The sequence below is a fragment of the Oricola indica genome (genome assembly GCF_019966595.1).
In the GTDB taxonomy this organism is placed as follows: domain Bacteria; phylum Pseudomonadota; class Alphaproteobacteria; order Rhizobiales; family Rhizobiaceae; genus Oricola; species Oricola indica.
Map to the genome: position 1 here is coordinate 1 of NZ_JAINFJ010000036.1, position 4,890 is coordinate 4,890.

Genomic DNA, 4,890 nt, shown 5'->3' on the forward strand with positions numbered 1-4,890 from the left:
GGGGTCTGGCCTTTGCCGCCGGTGCGATGCTCTATGTCATCAGCCACGAAATCATCCCCGAAACCCATCGCAGCGGATATCAGAACAAGGCGACACTCGGACTGACGGTCGGCCTTGTCATTATGTTGTTTCTCGATGTCTGGTTAGGGTGACGCCATGTTGCCAGCCGGAAAAACGCCGGTGATCGGCATGGTCTTCGCCGTCGCGGCCTTTGTAATTGATCAAACCACAAAGGCTACCGTGGTCGCGAACGCCGAAATCCTGAGCAGCGGGATCCCCGTCATACCCGGTTCAATCTCACGTCCCACCGCAACGATGGCGTGACCTTCGGGCTTCTCGGCGGCGCCCCTTCGTGGAGCCTCGTAGTACTTGCCTCTGCCGTCTGCACCTGGCTTGCGGTTATGATGCTGCGCATCCCGGAAGGCATTGAGGCGGTTGCGTATGGTGCGATTATCGGCGGTGCTCTCGGCAACGTGATGGACCGCCTCAGATTCCGGACCGTAACGGATTTCCTCGATTTCTACGTCGGCTCCGCCAACCGGCCCGCCTTCAACATGGCCGACGTTTTCATCGTCGGTGGTGTCGGATTGCTTTTGGTCGCGCCGATGGCGCCATATCCGACGCCAGACCGATTCCTGAACCTGAATTGGCGGCCGCCCGACAGAAGCGCCACTCTCCTCTCATGGCGCATGACGATCATATCCCTTAGCCGCCAAAGTCACGGTCCAAGCTTCGATCAGCTTCTCCGCTCCTACTCGTTCCCGTCGCATTCTCCACGCTATTCGTCCCGCTCGTGCGCCGGTTCTCGTCAATCGGATTGCCTTCACGTGCCTCAATTAGCCTTGCTTCACTCAAGTCGATCCAATGGGCATCAAGCGCGGTGCAAACACTTCACTTCTGGCTAAGATTTTTTTCGAAAGCTGCCAGCGTTTCATCACTCACATGGTGCTCGATCCCCTCGGCATCGCGTTCTGCGGCTTCTTCGTCGACCCCGAGGCTCAGGAGAAACGCGACCACGATCCGGTGCCGTCGTCGACAAGCCTCGGCCAATGCCTGGCCTTCCTCGGTAAGGAATACCGCTCGGTATCGCTCTCGCCGAACGAGGCCGGCTGTCCTGAGGCGTGAGATGTTCTTGGTGACAGTCGGCGGCTTCACTCCCAGCCGCTCGGCGATATCGACCGGTCGGGCCTCTCCGCGGGTCTCGATTAGCTCCGCGATCAGCTCTACGTAGTCCTCTGCCATTTCGCTTTCATGCGCCTGCCGCACGATCGCAAAGCCTTCCGCCTGCGCTTCCGGCGTCCGTTCCATATGCTCAAAGGTCTCACGGTCATGTGATTGCGGCTTGGTCATTTCGGAAGTTTGCCCCGAGACAGAAGGATTGACAACTTATTTGCTTTGGATACATAAATTAGCCGTGTCTAACTTTGCAAGCTGGAGTACATTTTGATCCGGAACCTCACAGGAGTAATGCTTGCAACATGCGTCGGCGTGTTCCTGTCGGTCGGCCCTGCCTCCGCGGACCCCGCGAAAGAGGCCCCATGGTATCCGGACGCGGCGGCCTATCGGCTGACGCTGTTCCTCGGAAACCTCGAACCGTTGCCTTGGGATGTCCTCGAGGCCGCGTGGTCCGATCCCTACCGCAACTCGGAGTTCTCGGCAGGGGCGCTGGCGTGGTTGGGTCAGACGAGCAATACCGACACTGGCTCCCTGATGGATGCAATAGCACGCCGGGATCGACAGTCCCTCTTCGCCGCTGCGACAAGGTTGATCGCGCTCAGGATCGAGGAGGAGTTGGACCGTGCTCTGGACGCGGACGATCCGGCAAGCGCACAGCAAGCGGTGCGAACCGCACGCGACCTCTACCGCGCGTTCGCGGACGGCATCGCCACCGCCGATCCTGAGGTATCACGCCGGATCGGCTTGGCCTGGCTTGAACTCAACAGCAGCTTGGGGTCCGCTGGTGTTCTTGGCGCAGGCGCCATACCCGCCGAGCGCGACATGATGATCGCGGCACGATCGGTAATCTCTGACTATCTCGCGGAGAACTATCTTGTGGACGATTTCGCTCCGAGGCAGCAGCTCAGCCCGCTGCCTGAGACGGCTGTGCTCAGTGGACGCGACATCGAGGTGCCACCGAGCCTGCCGCCGGGCTCCGATATCTTCGACCAGGATCCGCTACCCCTGCTCGTCCTCAATTTCGAGGAGCAGGGCATCGATGAAACCGACCTGCCGCTTGTCGCTTACGGCGACATGCTGTTCGACAGCGCTCAGATCTTCGGCAGCCCGGCGCGCGACCTCGGGATCGCCTGTTCGACCTGCCACAACCGCTCGGACGTGAACCAGCGATTGTTCATACCCGGCGCAAGCCACCAGCCCGGGGCGATCGACGTGGACGGCGCATTCTTCAACCCGATCTTCAACGACCGGCGCGACGACCCCCTCGACATCCCAAGCCTGCGCGGCTTGCGCTTCACCGGCCCGTATGGACGCGATGGTCGGTTTGCATCGCTTCGCGACTTCACACGCAATGTGATAGTCAACGAATTCGGCGGTGCAGAGCCAACACCTTTCATGCTCGACGCGCTTCTGGCCTACATGCTGGAGTTCGACTTCCTGCCAAATTCGATGCTGACTGCGGATGGCATGCTGACCGATGAGGCGCCGGACGCCGTGCGGCGAGGCGAAGAAATCTTCAATCGGCCATTGGCGGGACTCGGCGACCGCTCCTGCGCCAGCTGTCACGTGCCGGACGGCAACTTCCTCGACCGTCAGGCGCATGACATCGGGGCCGCCGGTCCTGCTTACGAGGGTGCGCGCGCAGGCGCATTTGATACGCCCACCTTGCTCGGGACGGCCTACACCGCGCCCTACTTCCACGACGGATCGCTGCCGACCCTTGCTGCTGTCGTGGACTGGTTCGACGAGACGAAATCGCTTGGACTTGCTGATGCCGAGCGCTCAGACCTTACCGCATACCTCGAGGCGGTGGGCTCGGCTGATGAACCTTATGAGATTTTCGATGCCGAGAACACAACTTTTCGCCTCGCGTTTTCCGAGCTGATGACCTTCGCATCGACACTCGACACGCTGCTGCCCCGGCGGGACGCAGAGCATATCCTGCTCCTTACCGATACGGTCGCCGCTGACCTCTCGGCCGATGCCAGTAGGATGTCCAACCTTGCCGGACGGCCGGAGGTCTATGCACTTGCCGAACGATTGGCTGAGGTCGGCGCCGCCGTGCGGGAAGCAGACTGGGAGACAGCGGCGGCGCATTGGGCCGCATTCAAGGCCGACGCCGAGGCAATCGAAGAAAGGGCGTTCTGATGTCGATCCGCTTGAGCCGCAGAGCGGCGCTGATCCTTTCCGTCGCGGGCGCAGCGTCCTTGGGAACACGGCTCGCGGCGCAGGAAAATGCGCTGCGCCTCGCCTTCATTCCCCAGGAAAACCCCGAAAAACTGCTCGGCGACGTCGCGGCCATCACCGCGTGGCTGGCGGATCAGATCGGCGTTCCGGTCGATGGTTTCGTCACCATCGACCATGCCGCGGCCGTCGAGGCGCTGCGGAACGGCGATGCCGACATCTCGTTCATGGGCGCGCTCCCCTTCGTGCTGGCCGAAGCCGAGATCGGCGCAGTGCCTCTGCTGTCCGAAGTCTATCGCGGCGCGCCGAGTTACACCGGCCGGATTTTCGTGCGCCGCGACAGCGGGATCGAGACGCTTGCTGATCTCCGGGGCAAGGATATCGCTTTTGCCGATCCGATCTCGGAATCGGGCTACCTCTATCCTCTGGCCGAGTTCGTCGAGGCCGGATTGGTTGCCGGGCCCGGCGACGCCGACGCCTTCTTCGGCCGCATCTTCTTCGCGGGCGGCTATCAGCAGGCGATGCAGGCGATGGCCGAAGGCCTTGTCGATGCCGCCGGCGCGAGCCAGTACGCCGATCTCCTTCTCACCCCGCAGCAGCAGGCCGGAATCATCTGGATCGCCGAGAGCGAACCGATCCCCAGCCACGTGGTGATCGCGCGGCCGGGACTGGACGCAGACGTCCGGTCGCGGTTCACCGACGCGATGATGCGCCTCAACGAAACCGGCAACCGCGACCTGCTGCGCTATCTCTACGGACCCGATGGCTATGTCAGAGCGGACCCCGGTGCCTATGACGGGGTCCGCGACATGGCCCGGCGCTACGGGCTTCTCGGATGAGCGCTGTCGCGCAAATAGGCGATCTGAGCTTCGTCCATCCGGGCGCCGAGCGACCAGCGCTGGACCATGTGTCGCTCATGGTTCGGGCAGGCGAAAGCACCGCCCTGCTCGGCCCCTCGGGCGCCGGGAAGACGACGCTACTGGCCTTATTCGACGGGCGGCTTCGCGGCTGGCGCGGTCGTGTCTCAGTCCTGGGCGCGCCGCTCGATCCCGATCATCCGCCCGCTCGCGCCAGCCGGCCTGACGTCGGTTTTGTCTTCCAGGAATTCGCGCTGGTCGAACGCTCTTCAGTGTTGCGAAACGTACTGAACGGGCGCCTTGGGCGCATGTCGCCCTTGCGCGCGGCCCTCGGGTCTCCCTTGCCACGCGATCTGGAGGTGGCGCGGGCCGCTCTCTCGGACTGCGGCATAGCCGATCTGGCCGAGCGCCGGGTCGACAGCCTCAGCGGCGGGCAGCGGCAGCGTGTGGCCATTGCACGGTGTCTTGCCCAGGAGCCGCGCCTGATCCTTGCCGACGAGCCCGTCAGCAATCTCGATCCCGCCCGCGCCGTCGAAATCCTGGCGCTGCTGACCAGCGCAGCGCGCGCGCGTGGCGCGACCGTGCTGTTCTCGTCGCACCAGCCCGACCTCGCGCGGCGTTTCGCCGATCGTATCGTGGGCATGCGCGATGGCCGGATCGCCTTCGACGTGGC

At 63.2% G+C, this 4,890-nt stretch carries 6 protein-coding genes; 5 read left to right on the forward strand and 1 reads right to left on the reverse strand.

Annotation, left to right across the window (positions count from 1 at the left end; translation table 11 throughout):
• Positions 1-156 precede the first annotated feature (156 nt).
• Positions 157-324, forward strand: coding sequence for a hypothetical protein (locus tag LC343_RS24845; RefSeq protein WP_223479839.1), 168 nt, complete (start codon positions 157-159; stop codon positions 322-324).
• Positions 321-905 carry a signal peptidase II gene (gene lspA / locus LC343_RS24850; protein WP_223479840.1) on the forward strand — a complete coding sequence of 195 codons (585 nt, stop codon included), beginning with the start codon at positions 321-323 and terminating at the stop codon, positions 903-905. Before LC343_RS24845 ends, lspA begins: the two co-directional genes overlap by 4 nt.
• Here lspA and mntR read toward each other — a convergent pair.
• Positions 892-1,350: a manganese-binding transcriptional regulator MntR gene (gene mntR / locus LC343_RS24855; protein WP_223479841.1), complete on the reverse strand. Its 459-nt coding sequence runs from the start codon at positions 1,348-1,350 to the stop codon at positions 892-894. The two genes, lspA and mntR, sit on opposite strands and share 14 nt — an antisense overlap.
• Positions 1,351-1,764: 414 nt before the next feature.
• Here mntR and LC343_RS24860 point away from each other — a divergent pair, with 414 nt between their 5' ends.
• From LC343_RS24860 to LC343_RS24870, 3 genes are all read left to right on the forward strand, one after another.
• Positions 1,765-3,324 (forward strand): cytochrome c peroxidase, encoded by a 1,560-nt coding sequence (locus tag LC343_RS24860; protein ID WP_223479842.1) that lies wholly within the window; start codon positions 1,765-1,767, stop codon positions 3,322-3,324.
• A complete protein-coding gene (locus LC343_RS24865) occupies positions 3,324-4,199 on the forward strand; it encodes a phosphate/phosphite/phosphonate ABC transporter substrate-binding protein (protein WP_223479843.1) in 876 nt (291 codons plus the stop codon). The genes LC343_RS24860 and LC343_RS24865 overlap by 1 nt, the downstream gene beginning before the upstream one ends.
• Positions 4,196-4,890: phosphonate ABC transporter ATP-binding protein (locus tag LC343_RS24870; protein ID WP_223479844.1), on the forward strand; the 695-nt coding region annotated here is incomplete at its 3' end. The genes LC343_RS24865 and LC343_RS24870, both read left to right, overlap by 4 nt.

Excerpts from the sequence above, each read along its gene's own strand:
- mntR (WP_223479841.1), bottom strand. The coding sequence starts at position 1,350 with ATGACCAAGCCGCAATCACATGACCGTGAGACCTTTGAGCATATGGAA.
- LC343_RS24845 (WP_223479839.1), top strand. The coding sequence starts at position 157 with ATGTTGCCAGCCGGAAAAACGCCGGTGATCGGCATGGTCTTCGCCGTC.
- LC343_RS24865 (WP_223479843.1), top strand. The coding sequence starts at position 3,324 with ATGTCGATCCGCTTGAGCCGCAGAGCGGCGCTGATCCTTTCCGTCGCG.